Here is a 19,565-nt window from a genome sequence, read left to right as displayed (position 1 = left end):
CCGTTCACTTTTCCTTCTTACGGTGTCAGCCGCTCGACGAACCGCGTCAGTGCCGCGGTGTCGAGCGGCCCCTCGGCCTTGAGGGACCGGGGGAATGCCCGGCGGCGGACCGCCAGGTCCAGACAGGCGGAGACGGGGTGCACGTAAGCACCCCGGCCGGGCAGCGTACCGCGTGGATCAGGGGCGCAGACGCCCTCGTCCACCACGATGCGCAGCAGCTCGCTCTTGCCCGCTCGCTCCCGGCATCCCACACAGGTTCGCTCGGGGCAAGCGTGTGCTTGCGTCCGGCCAGACACGGTTAAGTCTACCTCCCCGTAACGACCTCACCCCCGAGGGGCAAAAATCGAACGGATGTTGTCGTGATCTCAGCGGCGTACTGCTCAGATCTATTCCCTCGACCCGCTCCGGGTCAACGCCTTTCCGAGCGCTCCCGAGCCCGCTCGGCCCGGACGCGGTCGGCGCTCTCGCGCTCGGCGTCGGTCTCGGTGTCCGGCCGGATGTCGATGCGCCAGCCGGTGAGGCGGGCGGCGAGGCGGGCGTTCTGGCCCTCCTTGCCGATCGCCAGGGAGAGCTGATAGTCCGGCACGGTGACGCGGGCGGAGCGGGCGCCGAGGTCCACGACCTCGACCTCGCTCACCCGCGCGGGCGAGAGGGCGTTGGCGACCATCTCGGCCGGGTCGTCCGACCAGTCCACGATGTCGATCTTCTCGCCGTGCAGCTCGGCCATGACGTTGCGCACACGGGCCCCCATCGGGCCGATGCAGGCGCCCTTGGCGTTCAGGCCGGAGCGGGTGGAGCGGACCGCGATCTTGGTGCGGTGGCCGGCCTCGCGGGCGATCGCCTCGATGACGACCGAACCGTCCGCGATCTCGGGGACCTCCAGCGCGAAGAGCTTCTTCACGAGGTTCGGGTGGGTGCGCGACAGCGTCACGGACGGACCGCGCACGCCCTTGGCGACCCGGACGACGTAGGTGCGCAGGCGCAGCCCGTGCACGTACGCCTCGCCCGGAACCTGCTCCTGGACCGGGAGCATGGCCTCCATCTTGCCGATGTCGACCAGGACGTTCTTGGGGTCCTTGCCCTGCTGGACGACGCCGGTCACGATGTCGCCCTCGTGGCCCGCGTACTCCCCGAAGGTGCGGTCGTCCTCGGCGTCGCGCAGCCGCTGGAGGATGACCTGCTTGGCGGTGGTCGCGGCGATCCGGCCGAACCCGGAGGGGGTGTCGTCGAACTCCTTCGGCTCCTGGCCCTCCTCCAGGTCGGCCGGGTCCTCCTTGGCCCACACGGTGACGTGGCCGTTCTCGTCGAGCTTCACGCGCGCCCGGCGGTGGCTGCCGTCGGTGCGGTGGTACGCGATGAGGAGGGCCGACTCGATCGCCCCGACGAGCACGTCGAAGGGGATCTCCTTGTCCTGCGCCAAGCCCTTCAGAAGCTTCACATCGATGTCCACGGCTACGCCTCCTCTTCCTTCTTGTCCTTGCGGTTGAATTCGATCTCCACGCGCGCCCTGTCGATCTCGTCGAAGGAGAGGCGGCGGGCGGTGGGCTTGCGGCCCTTGACGCCGGGGACTTCCAGGTCCAGCCCGTCCTCGTCGACGGCGAGGATGCGGGCGACCAGCTCACCGGAGCCGTCGCCGGCCAGGCGGAACCTGGCCAGCCGGCCGGTGGCGCGTACGTAGTGGCGGTGCTCGGCCAGGGGGCGGTCCGCGCCGGGGGAGCTGACTTCCAGGACGTACTCGTCGTCGCCCATCGCGTCGGTCTCGTCCAGCTTCGCGGAGATCGCGCGGCTCAGCTCCGCGCAGGCGTCCAGCTCGACGCCCTCGTCCGAGTCGACGATGATCCGCAGCACTCCGCGGCGGCCCGCCCGTGTCACCTCGATCTCCTCGAGGTCAAGCTGCTGCGCGCTGACGAGCGGTTCCAGCAGCCCGCGCAGCCTCTCGCTCTGGGTGGTGCTCATCCGGGTGACTCCTCGGCCGCGTGTGCTGTTGTGGGGATCTTCGTGCGTCAGGTCAAAGGGTATCCGGTCGCCAGGGGTGTTGCCGTCCGCCTGCCCAGCCGCCGCGGGTACGCTCACGTGCGGTGATCACTTCAGGACAGATCCTGTCAGGATCGGTCCAGGCCCGAAGGAGAAGCGTGCATCGCACGGGGACGACACGCAGGGGGGCGCTCACCGCCACGGGGGCCCTGGCCCTGGGCGCGGTGCTGACCGGCTGCGGAGGCGGTGACGGGGCGGCGGATGGCGGACGGCCCGCGCACGCCGGCGCACGGGCCGCCGCCGACCGGGCCGGGACGGCGGTGCGCGAGAGGGCCGCGCGCGACGGCGCCCTTCTGCTCGCCCGCTACGACCTGGTCGCCGGGGCCCACCCGGCCGCCGCTGCGCGCCTGGCGCCCCTGCGGGCGGCCGTGCGGGAGCACCGCGAGGCGCTGGCGCCGCCCGGCGTCGCGAAAGGCGCGGGCGGCGCGGCGAGCGCCCCGCCCGCTGCTCCGGGACCGGCGCCCGCCGATGTGAGGGCGGCGGTGCGGGAGTTGGCCGCCGCCGAGCGCCGCCGGGCCGACGCGCACACCGAGGCCCTGCTGACCGCCGAGCCGGAACTGGCCCGGCTGCTGGCCTCGGTGGCGGCGGCCGCGGCGGCGCACGCCTATCTGCTGACCGAGCTGGCCGAGGAGGCCGCCGCATGAGCGTCCCCGCGACCCGCCCCGCCGCCCCCTCCCCCGCGCTGACCGCCGCGCAGGCGGCGCTGGCCGCCGAGCACGCGGCGGTGTACGGCTACGGCGTGCTGGGCGGCCGGCTCGGCGGGAAGCGGCGCGCCGAGGCCGACGCGGCGTACGCCGGGCACCGCGCGCGCCGCGACGCGCTGGCGCGCACCGTGCGGGAGCTGGGCGGCGCGCCGGTCGCCGCGGCCGCCGCGTACGCGCTGCCGTTCGCGGTCGGGGACGCCTCCTCGGCGGTGCGGCTGGCGGCGCTGCTGGAGGACCGGGTGGCGGGCGTCTACTCCGACCTCGTACGGGCAGCCGAGGGCCCGCTGCGCCGGGAGGCCGCGGGGGCGCTGCGCGAGGCAGCGGTGCGCGCGGCCCGCTGGCGGGGCGGCAACGTAGCCTTTCCTGGGCTCGCCGAGCGGGCGCGGGGCGGCGATCGGGCCGCGACGGGGCCGGTGGAGGCCGCGGGTACGGACGGCGGACGCTGACCGAGGGACCGGAAAGGGAACACACGACGTATGGGTTTCGAACCGCCGCAGCGCCTGGTGCGCGCGCTCGGTGAGATGTACGGGGACGCCGGGACGGCCGCATGGCTCGACCGGCTCCCGGCACTGGCCGAACGGGTGCTGGACGCCGCCGGGGACGGCCTCGTCGTGGAACGGGTGGCCGCTCCGGGCGGGCGCAGCTCCCTCGTCCTCCTGGTGCGCGGCGCCGACGGGACGCCGGCGGCGTTGAAGTTCGCCCCGCCGGCCGCGGAGCCGGAGCGGGAGCGGGCGGCGCTGGAGCACTGGGGCGGCTGGGGCGCGGTGAAGCCGCTGGACGCGCCGGCCCAGGGGCCCGACGCGTCCGGGGCGCTGCTGCTGGAGCGGCTGCACCACGAGGTGTCGCTGCGTTCGCTGCCGGAGGCGAAGGCGCTGCTGGAGGCGGCGGGCACGGTGCGGCGGCTGTGGGTGGAGCCGCCGGCCGGGCACGCCTTCGAGAGCGTGGCGGAGCGGACCGGGCGGCAGACCGGCGGGATGCGGGCGGCCGCCGGGGCCGACCCCGAGCTGGCGCCGCTGGTCGACGCGGCGCTCGCGGCACGCGCCGAGCTGGTGGCGGCCTCCCCCGAACACCTGCTGCTGCACGGCAACTTCCGGCAGAGCAAGGTCCTGGCCGGGGAGCGGGCCCCCTGGCTCGCGGTGGGCCCGGAGCCGGTGGTGGGCGAGCGCGCCTACGACCTGGCGCGGCTGGTGCGGGACCGGGTGGAGGATCTGATCGCCTCCCCCGGCGGCCCGGCGACGGCGCGGCGGCGGGTCAGGAAGCTGGCGGAGTCCCTGGAGGTGGAGCAGGCCCGGCTGCACGGCTGGACGCTGTTCCGGGCAGTGGAGTCGGGGACCCGCGCGCTGGCCGAGGGCAGGCGGCAGACCGGCGAGCTGGCGCTGGAGTTCGCGGGCTGGCTGTAGGCGGGCCCGCGCACACGCCGGAGGGCTCCCGCGCGGTGCGCGGGAGCCCTCCGGTGCGTACGGGTCAGCCGAGGTCGGCGGTGAGGCGGGCGATCGCCTCGTCGGCGGTCAGCTCCTCGCGCTCGCCGGTGCGCCGGTCCTTGAGCTCCAGGACCCCTTCGGCGGAGCGGCGGCCGGCGACGAGGATCTTGGGCACGCCGATCAGCTCGGCGTCGGTGAACTTCACGCCGGGCGAGACGCCGGGACGGTCGTCGACCATGACGCGCAGTCCGGCGGCGTTGAGCCGCTCGGAGACCTCCAGGGCCAGCTCCGTCTGCAGGGCCTTGCCGGCGGCGACGACGTGGACGTCGGCCGGGGCGACCTCGCGGGGCCAGCACAGGCCCTTGTCGTCGGCGGTCTGCTCGGTGAGGGCGGCCACGGCGCGGGAGACGCCGATGCCGTACGAGCCCATCGTGACGCGGACGGGCTTGCCCTGCTGGCCGAGGACGTCGAGCTGGAAGGTGTCGGCGTACTTGCGGCCGAGCTGGAAGATGTGGCCGATCTCGATGGCGCGGTCCAGCGTCAGGCCGGCGCCGCACCGCGGGCAGGGGTCGCCCTCCTCGACGACGACGACGTCGAGGTACTGGTCGACCTCGAAGTCGCGGCCCGCGACCACGTTCCTCGCGTGCTTGCCCTCCTTGTTGGCGCCGGTGATCCAGGAGGTGCCGGGGGCCACGCGCGGGTCGGCGACGTAGCGGACCTTCTCCAGGCCCTGGGGTCCGACGTAGCCGCGGACCAGGTCGTCGCGGCCGACGAAGTCCTCCGCGGTGACCAGCTCGACGACGGCGGGGGCGAGGTGCTCGCCGAGCTTGCCGAGGTCGACCTCGCGGTCGCCGGGGACGCCGACGGCGGTGATCTCGCCGTCCACCTTGACCAGCAGGTTCTTCAGGGTCGCCGAGGCGGGGACGCCCAGGTGCGCGGCGAGCGTCTCGATGGTCGGGGTGTCGGGGGTGTCCAGCTCCTCGACCGCGCCGTGCGCCGAGCCCTCGACGGGGGCGAGCGGGAAGGTCACGGCCTCGGTGTTGGCGGCGTAGTCGCAGTTCGGGCAGTCGGCGAAGGTGTCCTCGCCGGCGGCGGCGGGGGCCAGGAACTCCTCGGAGGCGGAGCCGCCCATCGCGCCGGAGACGGCGGAGACGACGCGGTGGTCCAGGCCCAGGCGCTCGAAGATCCTGATGTACGCGGCCCGGTGCAGGGCGTAGGAGTGCGCGAGGCCCTCGTCCGTGGTGTCGAAGGAGTACGAGTCCTTCATCTGGAACTCGCGGCCGCGCAGCACGCCGGAGCGCGGGCGGGCCTCGTCGCGGTACTTCGTCTGGATCTGGTAGAGCATCACCGGCAGGTCCTTGTAGGACGTGCACTGGTCCTTGACGGTCTGGGTGAAGATCTCCTCGTGGGTGGGGCCGAGGAGGTAGTCGCCGCCCTTGCGGTCCTTGAGGCGGAAGAGCAGGTCGCCGTACTCCTCCCAGCGCCCGGACGCCTCGTAGGGCTCCCTGGGCAGCAGGGCGGGCAGCAGGACCTCCTGGGCGCCGATGGCGTCCATCTCCTCGCGCACGACGTTGGAGATGTTGTCCAGGACCTTCTTGCCGAGCGGCAGCCAGGACCAGACGCCGGCCGCGTTGCGGCGCACGTATCCGGCGCGGACCAGCAGCTTGTGGCTGAGGGTCTCGGCGTCCGCCGGGTCGTCGCGCAGTGTCTTGATCATCAATCGGGACATGCGCTGGACCTGGGCCATGGTGAACTCCTGCTCGCAAGGGTGGTGAGCCCGAGGTTAACCGGGCGGTGCGCGCGGGCGGAAATCGCTTCAGCCGGTGCGCGGCAGCGGCAGGGGCGCGCCCATCACCGCGTAGGGCTGCGGTGCGCCGGGGAAGACGACCTGGCGGGCCAGGTCGCGGTAGCCGAGCGAGCGGTACAGGGCGCGGGCGGGGGTGTCCCGGTCGATCGCCGAGAGGATCGAGCGGGGGTGGCCGACGGCGTCGGTGGCGGCGGTGATCAGGGTGCGCCCGATGCCGCGGTGCTGGTGGTCGGGGTGGACGTGCAGCTCGGTGATGACGAAGGAGTCGTCGAGCCAGCCGTCGGAGCCGGTGGCCCGCAGATAGGGCTCGACGACGGTGGACCACCACTGGGAGCGGTCGTTGGGCAGCCCGTAGACGAAGCCGACGAGCCGTCCGGCGGGGTCGACGGCGCCCAGGGCGCGGGCCCGCGGGTGCTCCAGGTGCCGCAGGACGATGTGGCGGCGTACGTCGATCTCCTCCCGCGTCAGTCCGAAGGCGGCCGCCTGGACCAGCAGGGCTTCGTCGACGCGGGCGGCCAGGTCGACGGGGCCGATCTCGACGTCGGACGCTGCGGGGCCGTTCGCGGGGGCTGCTGCCATGCGGGAACCCTACTGGCCGGGGCGGGCGGGGCGGGGCGCGGGCTCAGAAGAGGACGCTCATGCCGGGGCGGGCGGGGCGCGGGCTCAGAAGAGGACGCTCATGAAGGCGCCGACCTCGCGGAAGCCGACGCGCTGGTAGGCCCTGCGGGCCGGGGTGTTGTAGTCGTTCACGTACAGGCTCACGATCGGGGCGACGTCGGCCAGGGCGTAGCGCAGGACGGCGGCCATGCCCGTCTCGGACAGGCCCTTGCCCCGGTGCTCGGGGGCGACCCAGACGCCCTGGACCTGGCAGGCGCGGGAGGTGGCGGCGCCGATCTCCGCCTTGAAGACGACCTTGCCGTCGTCGATGCGGGCGAAGGAGCGGCCGGCGCCGACCAGTTCGGCGACCCGCGCCTGGTAGAGGAGGCCGCCGTCCCCGGCGAGCGGGGAGACCCCGACCTCCTCGGTGAACATGGCGACGCAGGCCGGCATCAGCACCTCCGTCTCGTCCTTGCGGATGCGGCGGACGAGCGGGTCGGGGGTGACGCAGGCGGAGGGGCTCTCGGTGACCATGAGGGGCTGGTGGGCGCGGACCTCGCGGGCGGGGCCCCAGCTCGGTTCGAGGAGCCGCCAGAGCTGGGCGGTGGGTTCGGCGGGGCCGACGATGGAGGAGCAGCGGCGGCCGGCCCGGCGGGCGCGGTCGGCGAAGGCGCGGACGGCCTCGGGTCCGGCGCAGACGGGGACGAGGTTGGCGCCGGAGTAGCACAGGGCGCGGAGCGCGCCGTCGGCGTACCAGCCCCACATTTCGCCGCCGAGGCGCCAGGGGTCGAGCCCGGCCACCTGCACGCGGGAGGTGACGAAGGCGTTGGCCACCGGCTCGCTCTCCAGGATGGCGAGTGCGGCGTCGAGGTCGCCGGGTTCGAGGACCCGAGTGGTGGTCTGCGTCAACACGAGGGGGCCTCACCATGCGGTCTGCTGATTTCCGCACTGTACCCAACAAGCCCGCGGGACGCCGCTCCAGTCCGGGAACCGGCCGGTGCACAGGCCGCCGCCCCGCCGGGCGCGAGGCCTGACGGGGCGGCGGACACCGGGGCGGGGCGGGTCAGCGGATGGAGACCTCGGGCTCGCCGGACGGGATGCCGTCCTTCTCCATCTGCTCGGCGATCTTCAGCGCCTCCTCGATGAGGGTCTCGACGATCTTCGACTCGGGGACGGTCTTGATGACCTCCCCCTTGACGAAGATCTGGCCCTTGCCGTTGCCGGACGCGACGCCGAGGTCCGCCTCGCGGGCCTCGCCGGGGCCGTTGACGACGCAGCCCATCACCGCGACCCGCAGCGGGACCTCCATGCCCTCCAGGCCGGCGCTGACCTGGTCGGCAAGCTTGTAGACGTCCACCTGGGCGCGGCCGCAGGAGGGGCAGGAGACGATCTCCAGGCGGCGCTGGCGCAGGTTCAGCGACTCCAGGATCTGGATGCCGACCTTGACCTCCTCGGCGGGCGGGGCCGAGAGCGAGACCCGGATCGTGTCGCCGATGCCCTCGGAGAGCAGCGCGCCGAACGCGACGGCCGACTTGATGGTGCCCTGGAACGCCGGCCCGGCCTCGGTGACGCCGAGGTGCAGCGGGTAGTCGCTCTGGGCGGCGAGCTGGCGGTAGGCGTTGACCATGATCACCGGGTCGTTGTGCTTGACCGAGATCTTGATGTCGCGGAAGCCGTGCTCCTCGAAGAGCGACGCCTCCCACAGGGCCGACTCCACCAGCGCCTCGGGGGTGGCCTTGCCGTACTTCCTCAGCAGGCGCGCGTCCAGGGAGCCGGCGTTGACGCCGATGCGGATCGGGGTGCCGGTCTCGCCGGCCGCCTTCGCGATCTCCTTGACCTTGTCGTCGAACTGCTTGATGTTGCCGGGGTTCACCCGCACCGCCGCACAGCCGGCGTCGATGGCCGCGAAGACGTACTTCGGCTGGAAGTGGATGTCGGCGATCACCGGGATCTGCGACTTCCGCGCGATGGTGGCGAGCGCGTCCGCGTCGTCCTGGGTGGGGCACGCCACCCGTACGATCTGGCAGCCGGACGCCGTCAGCTCGGCGATCTGCTGCAGCGTGGCGCCGATGTCGGAGGTCCGGGTCGTCGTCATCGACTGCACCGAGACGGGCGCGTCGCCGCCGACCGCGACCGAGCCGACCTGGATCTGGCGGCTGACCCGTCGGTCGGCGAGCTTGGTCGGAACGGCCGGCATTCCGAGAGAAATCGCAGTCATGCGCTGTGCATCCCCAAGGTGTGGATCAAGGTCCCGAGATCGGCGGGCTCCAGGCTTCGAGGTTACGGCACGGGGGCCGGTCCGGACGCACCGTGTCGACATGTCCACCGCTCGGTGAGCGGCCGGACACGAGGGGTGCGCCCGGCCGCCGCCGGGGCGGCGGCCGGGGCGTTCAACTGATCTTGACCGGGTTCACGATGTCCGCCACCAGGACCAGCAGGGTGAAGCAGATGAAGAGCCCGGCGACCACGTAGGCGACCGGCATGAGCCGGGCCACGTCGAAGGGGCCGGGGTCGGGGCGGCGGAAGACCCTGGCCACGTTGCGCCGCAGGGACTCCCACAGCGCGCCCGCGATGTGCCCCCCGTCCAGCGGGAGCAGCGGGAGCATGTTGAACAGGAACAGCGAGAGGTTGAACCCGGCGAGCAGGAACAGCATCATCGCGACCTGGTTCTGCGCCGGGATGTCGAGGTTCATCACCTCGCCGCCGATCCGGGCCGCGCCCACCACGCCGACCGGCGAGTCGTCGGCGCGTTCGCCGTCGCCGAAGGCGGCGTCCCACAGGGCGGGGATCTTGGAGGGCAGGGCGATGATCGAGTCCACACCGTTCTCGATCATGTCGCCCATGCGGACGACGGAGTCGCCGAAGGTGAGGGGCACGATCTCGGTGCGGGCGGCGAAGCCCAGGTAGCCCGCCCTGACGAACTGGTCGGGGACGACCTCCCCCTTGGCGTCCTTCTTCGCCACGGCGTTCTCGCGCAGGACGGCGTTCAGCGTCAGCTCGCGCCCGTCGCGCTCGACGACGAGGGTGGCGGGGCCGATGGTGTCGCGGATGCGGTCCGAGAGCGTCGCCCAGTCGTCGACCGGCTGCCCGTCGAAGGCGGTGATCCTGTCGCCCGCCCGCAGGCCGGCGGCCTTCGCCGGGGAGACCGGGTCGCCGCTGCGGCAGGTGTCGCGTTCGTCGCTCTGCGCGATCACGCACTGCTGGACGCCGGCGACCTCGGTGGTCTGGGTCTGGAAGCCGAAGGTCATCGCGACGCCCATGAAGATGGCGACGGCCAGCACCAGGTTCATGAACGGGCCGGCGAACATGACGATGACGCGCTTCCACGGCTTGCGCGTGTAGAAGAGCCGCTTCTCGTCGCCCGGTTGCAGCTCCTCGAAGGCGGCGGACCGGGCGTCCTCGATCATGCCGCGCCACGGCGAGGTGGAGCGCGCCTCCAGGCGGCCGTCGGGGCCGGGCGGGAACATGCCGATCATGCGGATGTAGCCGCCGGCCGGGATGGCCTTGATGCCGTACTCGGTGTCGCCTCTCCTGCGCGACCAGAGCGTCGGGCCGAAGCCGACCATGTACTGCGGGACCCGGATGCCGAACATCTTGGCCGTGGAGAGGTGGCCCAGCTCGTGCCAGGCGATGGAGAAGAGCAGGCCCACGACGAAGACGGCGATGCCCAGGACCGTCAGCAGGATCGAGGTCAGACTCATGCGCGCGCCTCCGCTGTCGCTTTCGCCGAGAGTTCCCGCGCCCGTGCGCGGGCCCAGGTCTCCGCTTCCAGGACGTCCTCGACGGTGAGCCGGGTTCCCGGAGCGGGGGCGCCGTGTTCGGACACCACAGCGGTGACCGTATCCATGATTCCGTTGAAGGGCAGCCGTCCGGCGAGAAAGGCGTCGACGCATTCCTCGTTCGCGGCGTTGAACACGGCGGGCGCGGTGCCGCCGAGCCCGCCGACGTGCCGGGCCAGGTCCACCGACGGGAACGCCTCGGCGTCCAGCGGGAAGAACTCCCAACGGGAGGCCGTCGTCCAGTCGAAGGCGGGCGCGGCGTCCGGGACGCGCTGGGGCCAGCCCAGGCCGATGGCGATGGGTCCGCGCATGTCCGGCGGGGTGGCCTGGGCGAGGGTGGAGCCGTCGCTGAACTCGACCATGGAGTGGACGTAGGACTGCGGGTGGACGACGACCTCGATCCGGTCGAACGGGATGTCGTAGAGCAGGTGCGCCTCGATGACCTCCAGCCCCTTGTTGACCAGGGTCGCGGAGTTGATCGTGATGACCGGGCCCATGGCCCAGGTGGGGTGGGCCAGGGCCTGCTCCCGCGTGACGTCGGCCAGCTCCGCGCGCGAACGGCCCCGGAAGGGGCCGCCGGAGGCGGTGACGACGAGCCTGCGGACGTCGGCGCGGGTCCCGGCGGCCAGCGCCTGGAAGAGCGCGGCGTGTTCGGAGTCGACGGGGATGATCTGGCCGGGGGCGGCGAGCGCCTTCACCAGCGGGCCGCCGACGATCAGCGACTCCTTGTTGGCGAGGGCCAGCGTGCGGCCCGCCTCCAGCGCGGCCAGGGTCGGGGCGAGGCCGATGGAGCCGGTGATGCCGTTCAGCACGGTGTGGCAGCCGCTCGCGGCGAGGGCCGTGGCCGCGTCGGGCCCGGCCAGGATCTCGGGCAGCGGCTCGCCCGGTCCGAACTGCCCCCGCAGCGCCTCGCGAAGGGCGGGGACCGCGTCCTCGGCGGCGACCGCGACGGTGTCCACCCGCAGCCTGCGGGCCTGTTCGGCCAGCAGGGCGACCCGGCCGCCGGCGGCCGAGAGCGCGGTGACCCGGAAGCGGTCGGGGTTGCGCAGGACCAGGTCGATGGCCTGGGTGCCGATGGACCCGGTGGAGCCGAGGATCACGAGATCGCGGCGGCCGTCCGCGGCGTCGAAGACGAGGTGCGGATCGGCGAGGGGGGCGGGACTGTCGCTCATGGCCCCCATTGTCGCCGCTCCCCTCGCGGGCGAGGACAGCGCGTCCCGGTGCGCGGGGCGCGGTGCGGACAACACGGGCATCGGGGGCGCCGGCCCGCCGTGCGGCGAGGGGCGAAAGCGCCGACGGCCCGCCGCCGCTCCGCTCCGTACGCGGCTCCGGCGGCGGTCGGGCGCCCGCAGCGCCCCCCGGCGCGCGAGGGGCGGGGGGCGGACTCCGTGTCCGACGGCGTCCCCGCGGGCACCGCCCCCGGCGCGCGAGGGGCGGGGGCGGTGCGGGCGCGTGCTACAGCGCGAGGCCGGTGAGGACGAGGACGCGCTCGTAGGTGTAGTCGTCCATGGCGTAGCGGACGCCCTCGCGGCCGACGCCGGACTCCTTGGCGCCGCCGTACGGCATCTGGTCGGCGCGGTAGGAGGGGACGTCGCCGATGATCACGCCGCCGACCTCCAGGGCCCGGTGGGCGCGGAAGGCGGCCTGGAGGTCGTGGGTGAAGACCCCGGCCTGGAGGCCGTACTTGGAGGAGTTGACGGCGGCGAACGCCTCCGCCTCGCCGTCCGCCTTCTGCAGGGACATGACCGGGCCGAAGACCTCTTCGCAGGAGAGCGCCACGTCGTCGGGGAGGCCGGCGAGGACCGTCGGGGCGTAGGTGGCCCCGTCGCGCTTGCCGCCGGTGAGCAGCTCCGCGCCGCCCTGGACGGCCTCGTCGACCCAGGACTCCACGCGCCGGGCGGCGTCCTCGCTGACGAGCGGGCCGACGTCGGTGGCGTCGTCGGCCGGGTCGCCGGTGGCCAGGGCCTCGACGGCGGCGACGATCCTGGGGACCAGCCGGTCGTAGACGGAGGCGTCGGCGATGACGCGCTGCACCGAGATGCAGGACTGGCCGCCCTGGTAGTTGGAGAACGTGGCGATCCGGGTCGCCGCCCAGTCCAGGTCCTCCTCGGAGGCGTAGTCGCCCAGGACGACCGCCGCGCCGTTGCCGCCCAGCTCCAGGGTGCAGTGCTTGCGGGGCACGGACTCCATGATCGAGTAGCCGACCGGGCCCGAGCCGGTGAAGGAGATGACGGGCAGCCGCTCGTCCTGGACCAGGGCGGGCATCTTGTCGTTGGGCACCGTCAGGACGGACCAGGAGCCGGTCGGCAGGTCGGTCTCGGCCAGCAGCTCGCCCAGGACCAGCGCGGAGATCGGGGTGGCCGGGGCGGGCTTGAGGATGATCGGGGCGCCGACGGCGATGGCCGGGGCGACCTTGTGGGCGCTGAGGTTCAGCGGGAAGTTGAAGGGCGCGATGCCGAGGACCGCTCCGCGCGGGAAGCGCCGGGTCAGCGCGAGGCGGCCGGTGCCGCCCGCGTCGGTGTCCAGCCGCTGGGCGTCGCCGCCATTGAAGCGGCGGGCCTCCTCGGCGGCGAACCGGAACACGGACGCGGCGCGGCCGACCTCGCCGCGGGCCCACTTGATCGGCTTGCCGTTCTCCGCCGAGATCAGTCGGGCGATCTCCTCGGTGCGCTCCGTCAGCCGCCGTACGACGTGGTCGAGCGCGGCGGCCCGTACGTGCGCCGGGGTCGCGGCGAACTCGTCGCGCACGGCGTGGGCGGCGGCGACGGCCTCCTCGACCTGGGCGTCGGTCGGCACGCTGACGGTGCCGACGAGGCGTCCGTCGTACGGGTTGGTGACGTCGAAGCTGTCGGCGCCGGTGGCCTGGCGGCCGGCCACCCAGAAGGCGTGGGGCGAAGTCATGGAGGTTTCGGCCCTTCGGAGGTCGTGAGGGAGGTGGTGGACGCCCGAGAGGCCCACCGCTGTGGTCCCACCGTAGGGCGGCCGGGCGCACCGGGCGCTTGTCCGGCATGGAGCGGAGGGGGCGCCGGGTGCTCCTAATTGGCGGAGGCGGTGTCGCCGGACCGCTCCGGCGCGGACGCCCCGCGGTTCCCCGTACGCCGGACGAGATCCGGTACGAGGGTGAGCAGGCCGGCCACCGCGAGTCCCGCGCCCAGCCAGAGGGGGGCCCGCAGGCCGAACCGGTCGACGCCCACGCCGCCCAGCGCCGAGCCGAGGACCACGCCGAGGGTGATGAAGGAGCTGTGCACCGTGTTGACGAGCGGCCGGGCGTTGGCCCTGCGCTGCACCCGCGTGACCAGGGCCGGATTCATGGTGACCCCGACGAGGCCGACGCCCGTCATGCAGAGCACCGCCCAGGTCGCGGACCCGGCCAGCAGGGCGAACGCGGCCAGGAACACCACGTTCAGGGTCAGGCCGCCGAGCAGGACCGGCAGGGCGTACCGGTCGGCGAACCGGCCGACGACGGTGTTGCCGATCACCGTGGCGGCGCCGTACGCCAGGAGCAGCAGCGGGACCGTGCCCGAGGAGAATCCGGTGACCTCGGTGAGGATCGGGTTGAGGTAGCTGAAGGCGGAGAAGGTCGCGCCGATGACCATGGTGCTGGTGAGCAGGGCGAGCCAGAGCCGAGGAGCACGGAAGGCCGTCAGTTCGGAGCGGAACGTGCCGCTGCCCTCCGGCCGGTCCGTCCGGTCCACGCCGATCAGGGTGCACAGGGCGGCGGCGACGGTGAGCGCGGAGATCGCCCAGAACGCGGCGCGCCAGCCGAACCGTTCGCCGACCAGGGTGGCCAGCGGCAGCCCGAGCAGGGTGCCGAGCATCAGCCCGTTGAGGATGACCGCCACGGCCCGGCCGCGTATCTCGGGGCGGGTGAGCTGGGAGCCGAGCGAGATCGCGACGCCGAAGAAGCCCTGCGAGGCGACCCCGGTGATGACGCGGGCGACCAGCATGGCCGGGTAGCCGGAGGCGGTGGCGGCGAGCACGTTGCCGGCCAGGAAGACCGGGAAGAGGACCATGAGCGCGGTCTTGGGCGCGAGCCGCAGCAGGGCGACGGAGAGCAGCGGTCCGCCGAGCGCCATGGACAGGGCGAAGACGGTGATCAGGTAGCCGATCTGCGGGACGGTGACGCCCAGCCCGCCGGCCATCTGCGGCATCAGTCCGGCGACGACGAATTCACTGGTGACCATGGCGAAGATGCCGAAGGCCAGTACGTGGACGGCACGAGGCACAGTGGGCCCCCCTTGTGGGTGCGATGAGGTTTTGTATTGGTCAGTTCAAAACTTGGGCATGGGCCGGCCGCCTCACCCGGCGCGACGGGATGGGGGCGTTCAGCGGATCAGGGCGTCCAGCGCGGTGTCGGCGACGGCCTGGACGGCGGCGCGGTCGGCTCCGCCCTGGGCGGTGACGCGCATACCGCCGATGACGGCGTTGACGTAACGGGCGAGAGCGTCGGAGCTCCGCGCGGAGGCGATGGAGCCGTCGCGCTGGCCGGCGGCGATGACCCCGGACAGGCTCCGCAGCCTGCGGGCGGTGTCCCGGTCCAGGAGCCGGGCGGCCCGCGGGTCGCGGGACGCCAGCTCGACCGTGGAGTTGACCCCCAGGCAGCCCAGGCTGCGCCCGCCGGGGCGGTGGTCGAACTCGTCGGCCACGATCTTGTCGAGCAGCGCGCGCACCCGCTCGCCGGGGGAGCGGGACTCGTCCTCGAGTACGGCGTCCTGGGCGTCGGCCATGGCGTCCAGGTAGCGCGCCAGCGAGCGCGCGAACAACTCCTGCTTGCTCTGGAAGGTGTTGTAGACGCTGCTGCGCCCCAGCCCCGTGGCGTCGCACAGGTCCTGGGTGGAGGTGGCCTCGTAGCCGTGCTCCCAGAAGGTGCGCATCGCGGCGTCCAGGGCCCGTTCCTCGTCGAACTGTCTCGGTCGGGCCATGTCAGCACTCTAGGGTTTTGGACCGCTCGATGCAATACGGGGCCGGGCCCGGCGCCCGCTCGCGGCGGGCGCCGCCGCCGCGGTCGTCTTGAGGGCCAGCCACAGCTCCATGCGGACGTCCGGGTCGTCCAGGGAACGGCCGAGAATCTCCTCGACCCGGCGCATCCGGTAGCGCAGCGTGTGGCGGTGCACGCCCAGGTCGGCGGCGGCCGCGTCCCACTGGCCGTGCCGGGAGAGCCACGCGCGCAGGGAGGCGACGAGGTCGCCGCGGCCCTTGGCGTCGTGCTCGTACAGCGCGCGGAGCATCCCGTCGGCGAAGGCCCGTACCGCGTCGTCGGCGAGCAGCGGCAGCAGCGAACCGGCGGCCAGCTCCTCGTGCTCCACCAGCGCCCTGCCCCGGCGGCGGGCGACGGAGAGGGCCTGTTCGGCCTGCTTGTACGCGGCGGAGACGGCGATCGGGCCGGCGGGGGCGGAGAGGCCGACCACGACGTCGCTGTCCTCCGCGCCCCCTTCGCGCGGGCCGCGTCCGTCCTGGGCGGCGGCGTAGGCCGCGCAGGCGGCGACGGCGGCCCCGCCGTCCGCCGCCAGCACGACGACGCGCTCGGCCTCGGGGACCAGCAGCAGCGCCTCGCCGCGGCGGGCGGCGGCGGCCTCCATCGTCTCGGTCAGCAGCTCGGGCCCGGCGGGGGCGGCGGCCTCGGCGATCAGCAGCCGGAACGGGGCGTCCAGCAGCCCGCCGTAGAGGTCGCCGGCGACCGCCCGCGCGTGGTCGGGCTGCCCGGCCAGCAGCATCCGCAGGACGGCCGCGCCCAGGCGCTGCTCGGCGCCCTGGAGGGCGCGGGAGCGGGCGGTGGTCAGGGTGAGCAGGGCGACGGCGGAGTGCACGGCGTACCGCTCGGCGGTCCCGAGCGCCGCTCCGGTGCCGACGGCGAGCGCGCCGCGCACCCGGCGGCCGGTGCCCAGCGACTGGAGCTCGACCCGGTCCGCGCTGTCGCCCACGACGACGCTGGCGGGGGCGGGCCGGTCCCGCAGGCGCAGGACGTCGGGGGTGAGCCGGGCGGCGCGGCGGGCGGCCCAGTCGGGGGCGGCGGCGAGCACCGCGCCGGAGGCGTCGTACAGGGCGGCCCAGCCGTCGACGTGGGCGGCGAGCCGGGCCAGGAGGTCGGCGGGGCCGTCCCCGGCGAGCGCGGCCCTCGTCAGCTCCCGCTGGGCCTCGAAGCCCGCGGTGACCGCGCGGTACTGGTCGGCGGCGATGGCGGCGGAGACGGCCTTGCTGATGGCGAGGAACGGGGTGCGGCGGGGGACCTCCAGCAGCGGCAGGCCGGCCTCCTCGGCGGCCTCGACGAGGGCGGCCGGCACGTCGTCGTAGTTCACCCCGACCGCGAAGCCGACCCCGGCGACCTGGGCCCCGGCGAGCCGCCGCACGTACCGCCGCATGGACTCGGGGTCCTCGGCGTCGAGGTTGGTGGCGGTCACCAGGAGGAGTTCGCCGCCGTCCATGTACGGGACGGGGTCGGCCAGCTCGCTGGCGTGGGCCCAGCGCACCGGGGTGTCGAGCCGGTCCGCGCCCGCCCGCACCTTGAGCTTGAGCGCCGAGTGCTGGACGAGGGAGGCGAGCGTGGGGGGCATGGGGCGGGAACCCTCGGGGTCGGGGACAAGGCCGGCCGGCCGCCGCCGCGGGCGGCCTTCACGGACTTCGCCGTCCCGTATGAACGGCTTCCTCCGATTCTGCCAGGGCGGCAGGATCGCGGGGACCGCTCTCGGCCACGGCCGGCCCGGCCCCTCCCCGACCGCCTCAGCCGCCCAGCTCCACCAGCAGCGGGGGGGCGTGCTCCCCGTCGACCGCGGTGACGGAGAGCACGGCGTGCCCGGCCGGGACGGAGTACGCCAGCTCCGAGGCCGACCACCGCTCCCGTTCGACCTTGCGCACGGTCACGGCGTCCGTGGTCACGGCCTTGCCGGTGACGAGCTTGCGCAGGGCGTGCAGGGCGCGGGTGAAGGGCTGGTCGGCGAAGACGGTGTGCTGGGCGACCTCGCGGGTCTCGACCCACTCCTTGCCCCAGGCCTCGGCGAAGCGCTTGCCGTCCCAGGTGGTGATGCCGGAGAAGGCCGCCGTGCAGCCCACCGCTCCGAGCAGCGGGGTGTGCAGGGCCTCGGGCACGTCGTCGACGGTGCGCAGGGCCAGCACCGCCCCGGCGTTGACCGAGCGCAGCCGCCGGATGCCGCGGACGGTCTCCGCAGTCACCGCATGGGTGGCGTCGTCCAGGACGAGGCAGGCGAAGAGCGCGGTGTCGGCGCGGGCCGCGGTGATCGCGGTGAACTGGGCGAGGAGCAGCCGGGTGAGCAGGCGCGACGCCTCGGCGTGACCGCGCTCGGGCAGGTCCACGCGGACCCGCAGCGGATACCGGCCGAGCGCGCGCAGCTCGAAGGGCCGGGCGTCGTGGCCAGTGGCGAAGAACCCGGCGAAGGCCGGCCGGTCGAGCAGCGCGACCCGGTCGGCGAGGACCGGGGCGGGATCGCCGGCGCCGCCCGCCTGGCGGGCTCGGGCGTCCAGTTCGCGGAGCATCGCGTGGTGCCCGGCGGCTTCCAGGGCGGCGCGCAGGTCCCGCAGCGCGGCCGGCGTCCCGTCGAGGAGTTCGCGCAGTGCGGCCACGGAGGGGAAGTGGCCGTGGGCGGCGCGGTAGGGGCCGAGCAGTTGGGCGAGGACGGTGGCGGCGCGGCGGCTGTCCAGGCTGCCGACGTCGCCGACGAGCCCTTCCGCCAGGACGGCGGCGGCCTCGTCGGGGTCGGTGGTGCCCCCGTACAGGTCGATGTCGTGGGCGGAGGCCGGGTCGCCGACGCGGACGATGACGTCGAAGGCGTCGTCGGGGCCGAGGGGCTCCCCCGCCCCGCCGACCGCGAGCACGGCGGCCTGCCCGGCCAGGGCGCGCAGGGACAGGGCCTCGACGACCGGCCGGATGAGCCGGGCGGACTTCCCGGCGCCGGGCGGTCCGACCGCGAGCAGGGAGGTGCCCAGCAGCGCGGGGTCCAGGGCGAAGCCCGCACCCCTGCGGACGTAGGGGTTGTGCGGGTCCGCGGCGCACCGGCCGATCCTGACCTGGCCGGTGAGGACGTCGTGGCGGGCGGTGCGCCGGGGCAGATCGCGTTGGCCGGAGGGGTGGGGGGCGGCGGCTCCCCCGCTGCGCAGGACGGCCTCCGCGAGCCCGGCGAGCCGGTCCGGCCGTGCGGTGGCGCGTGCCCACGCGTAGCGCAGCCGGGCCACGTCCACGTCGTTCATCCGGCCGGTGCGGACCTCCGCGGTGAGGGTGTCGGCCGCGTCCGTCCAGCCCGCGGCGCGCAGCTCGGGCCACGGGTCGGTGGAGTCGTCGGGGGCCGGGGACGGCGAGCCGTCCGGCGCCGCGGCGGGGCCGCCGCGGCGGGCGGCCGGCAGCTCGCGCCAGCGGCCCAGCCGGGCGAAGGGCCAGAGGACGGCGGCGGCGATCAGGACGTAGACCACGTTGACGACGGTCTGGCTCTGGTAGATCTCGCCGCCGGCGACGGAGGCGACCAGGATGAGGACCGGGCGGACGACGGGCAGGACCTCCTTCCACACGAGCAGTTGGGCCAGGCCCGCGGCAGCGGCGGCGGTGAGGGCGAGGAAGGGCTGCCCCCGCTCGACGACATGGCGGCGGAACAGCTCCGACCAGTTGCCGATCCGGCCGCAGCCGTAGGCCAGGAGCCCGAACAGGACCGCCTCGTACACGGTGAGCGCGTCGCTGCCCTCGATGGTGCGGGGGCCGCCGGACGTGCCCGCGTACCACCACTCCGCCGGAGTGAAGAGCTTCAGCGGGACCAGCCGATAGGGGAGGTAGCCGTTGCGCCACAGCGACCAGAGCAGCAGGGCGCAGAGGAGCGAGATCAGGGCCCCGACCAGCAGGGACCGGTCGGATACGCCTTCGGGTTCCTCCGGCGGGGGCGGGGTGTACCCGTACCGCCAGACGCCCGGCGCCTGGGGCGGACGGGGTGTGCGCAGCCACACGGCCAGGGCGGGGGCCCCGGCCGCGGGCTGTCCGAGCGGCGGGGCCGGGTGGGCGGCGGCACGGTGCGCCCCGGCCGCCGGCCGGGCGGCGGAGGGCGGCACGCGGGGCGGGGCCGCGGGCGGCGGCGGAACGGCCGGTGGGCGGAGCCCGCCCGCGCTCGTGCCCGGTACGCCCCGCGTGCGGTCGTCGTCCATGAACCACTGCCCCCTTGACCTGCCGGTCCGTGCGCTGCCCCGGTCAATCTAGTGCGCGCGCGCGGGGAGTTCAGCAACGCGCCGGGAC

General features: G+C 74.4%; 17 protein-coding genes. 3 read left to right on the top strand and 14 right to left on the bottom strand.

All coding sequences use genetic code 11. The features are described 5' to 3' along the window. Positions 1-17: 17 nt before the first annotated feature. The 3 genes from ACZ6EJ_RS18005 to rimP all read right to left on the bottom strand — a co-directional run bounded on the left by ACZ6EJ_RS18005 (position 18) and on the right by rimP (position 1,956). Complete coding sequence (locus tag ACZ6EJ_RS18005; RefSeq protein WP_469268159.1) at positions 18-296, bottom strand: YlxR family protein; 279 nt, start codon at positions 294-296, stop codon at positions 18-20. A 113-nt stretch (positions 297-409) separates the two neighbouring features. Further along, a complete protein-coding gene (gene nusA, locus ACZ6EJ_RS18000; protein WP_469268158.1) occupies positions 410-1,450 on the bottom strand; it encodes a transcription termination factor NusA in 1,041 nt (346 codons plus the stop codon). 2 nt (positions 1,451-1,452) lie between these two features. Continuing rightward, positions 1,453-1,956, bottom strand: a complete 504-nt coding sequence (gene rimP / locus ACZ6EJ_RS17995) for a ribosome maturation factor RimP (protein ID WP_469268156.1) — start codon at positions 1,954-1,956, stop codon at positions 1,453-1,455. Positions 1,957-2,132: 176 nt separating this feature from the next. Between rimP and ACZ6EJ_RS17990 the strand changes: the two genes are divergently transcribed. The 3 genes from ACZ6EJ_RS17990 to ACZ6EJ_RS17980 are packed head-to-tail and all read left to right on the top strand — an operon-like array spanning position 2,133 to position 4,138. Next, positions 2,133-2,678 carry a hypothetical protein gene (locus ACZ6EJ_RS17990; RefSeq protein ID WP_469268155.1) on the top strand — a complete coding sequence of 182 codons (546 nt, stop codon included), beginning with the start codon at positions 2,133-2,135 and terminating at the stop codon, positions 2,676-2,678. Beyond that, on the top strand, positions 2,675-3,184 hold the full coding sequence (locus tag ACZ6EJ_RS17985; RefSeq protein WP_469268154.1) for a ferritin-like domain-containing protein: 510 nt from the start codon (positions 2,675-2,677) through the stop codon (positions 3,182-3,184). Before ACZ6EJ_RS17990 ends, ACZ6EJ_RS17985 begins: the two co-directional genes overlap by 4 nt. 30 nt (positions 3,185-3,214) lie before the next feature. Continuing rightward, positions 3,215-4,138 carry an aminoglycoside phosphotransferase family protein gene (locus tag ACZ6EJ_RS17980; RefSeq protein ID WP_469268152.1) on the top strand — a complete coding sequence of 308 codons (924 nt, stop codon included), beginning with the start codon at positions 3,215-3,217 and terminating at the stop codon, positions 4,136-4,138. Between the two features lie 64 nt (positions 4,139-4,202). Here the strand turns inward: ACZ6EJ_RS17980 and ACZ6EJ_RS17975 are convergent, their stop codons facing one another. From ACZ6EJ_RS17975 to ACZ6EJ_RS17925, 11 genes are all read right to left on the bottom strand, one after another. Next, a complete protein-coding gene (locus ACZ6EJ_RS17975) occupies positions 4,203-5,906 on the bottom strand; it encodes a proline--tRNA ligase (protein ID WP_469268150.1) in 1,704 nt (567 codons plus the stop codon). A 69-nt stretch (positions 5,907-5,975) separates the two neighbouring features. Then, complete coding sequence (locus tag ACZ6EJ_RS17970) at positions 5,976-6,545, bottom strand: GNAT family N-acetyltransferase (protein WP_469268148.1); 570 nt, start codon at positions 6,543-6,545, stop codon at positions 5,976-5,978. An 84-nt stretch (positions 6,546-6,629) separates the two neighbouring features. Beyond that, positions 6,630-7,475, bottom strand: a complete 846-nt coding sequence (locus ACZ6EJ_RS17965; RefSeq protein WP_469268147.1) for a GNAT family N-acetyltransferase — start codon at positions 7,473-7,475, stop codon at positions 6,630-6,632. Between the two features lie 151 nt (positions 7,476-7,626). Next, positions 7,627-8,781, bottom strand: coding sequence for a flavodoxin-dependent (E)-4-hydroxy-3-methylbut-2-enyl-diphosphate synthase (gene ispG / locus ACZ6EJ_RS17960; protein WP_469268145.1), 1,155 nt, complete (start codon positions 8,779-8,781; stop codon positions 7,627-7,629). A 172-nt stretch (positions 8,782-8,953) separates the two neighbouring features. Continuing rightward, positions 8,954-10,264, bottom strand: coding sequence for a M50 family metallopeptidase (locus ACZ6EJ_RS17955; RefSeq protein ID WP_469268144.1), 1,311 nt, complete (start codon positions 10,262-10,264; stop codon positions 8,954-8,956). After that, on the bottom strand, positions 10,261-11,514 hold the full coding sequence (gene dxr / locus ACZ6EJ_RS17950) for a 1-deoxy-D-xylulose-5-phosphate reductoisomerase (RefSeq protein ID WP_469268143.1): 1,254 nt from the start codon (positions 11,512-11,514) through the stop codon (positions 10,261-10,263). Before dxr ends, ACZ6EJ_RS17955 begins: the two co-directional genes overlap by 4 nt. A gap of 283 nt (positions 11,515-11,797) precedes the next feature. Next, complete coding sequence (locus tag ACZ6EJ_RS17945; protein WP_469268141.1) at positions 11,798-13,243, bottom strand: aldehyde dehydrogenase family protein; 1,446 nt, start codon at positions 13,241-13,243, stop codon at positions 11,798-11,800. 134 nt (positions 13,244-13,377) lie between these two features. Continuing rightward, on the bottom strand, positions 13,378-14,568 hold the full coding sequence (locus ACZ6EJ_RS17940) for an MFS transporter (RefSeq protein WP_469268140.1): 1,191 nt from the start codon (positions 14,566-14,568) through the stop codon (positions 13,378-13,380). 99 nt (positions 14,569-14,667) lie between these two features. Further along, on the bottom strand, positions 14,668-15,264 hold the full coding sequence (locus ACZ6EJ_RS17935) for a TetR/AcrR family transcriptional regulator (protein ID WP_469268138.1): 597 nt from the start codon (positions 15,262-15,264) through the stop codon (positions 14,668-14,670). A gap of 9 nt (positions 15,265-15,273) precedes the next feature. After that, a complete protein-coding gene (locus ACZ6EJ_RS17930) occupies positions 15,274-16,893 on the bottom strand; it encodes a PucR family transcriptional regulator (protein WP_469268136.1) in 1,620 nt (539 codons plus the stop codon). A 166-nt stretch (positions 16,894-17,059) separates the two neighbouring features. Next, a complete protein-coding gene (locus tag ACZ6EJ_RS17925; RefSeq protein WP_469268134.1) occupies positions 17,060-19,477 on the bottom strand; it encodes an ATP/GTP-binding protein in 2,418 nt (805 codons plus the stop codon). Between the last annotated feature and the right edge of the window lie 88 nt (positions 19,478-19,565).

This window comes from Streptomyces sp. NPDC041970 (assembly GCF_055588985.1).
Note: the sequence above shows the minus strand (reverse complement) of the source record. Positions and strands in the feature narration are given on the sequence as shown.